Here is a 245-nt window from a genome sequence, read left to right on the forward strand (position 1 = left end):
GGTGTTTCCGTTCTTCGGTGCGCTGTGCGACCGTATCTCGCCGCTCAGGCTCGCCGGTTTGCTAGTCGGCGTGTTCTCAGGACGGGCGCAAACCGGCTGGCTGATCGTCGTGCTGTCGCTGGCGATGGGCGGCATCGGCGCAGCGGTGTCGATCGGCGCGGCACTATGGCAGCGCAAGCGCGCGCTGGCACTCGGGGAATCGTAACGACGTTAGCCACATGAGGCGCTACGGTTTGTTGTGCCTG

Annotated in this window: 1 protein-coding gene; it reads left to right on the forward strand. The window is 65.3% G+C overall.

Annotated features, from left to right (window positions below):
- Positions 1 to 205: hypothetical protein (locus SB724_RS21480; protein WP_410573061.1), on the forward strand; the 205-nt coding region annotated here is incomplete at its 5' end.
- Positions 206 to 245 lie beyond the last annotated feature (40 nt).

It is taken from the genome of Bacillus sp. SIMBA_031 (assembly GCF_046535225.1).
Classification (GTDB): Bacteria; Bacillota; Bacilli; order Bacillales; family Bacillaceae; genus Bacillus; species Bacillus velezensis.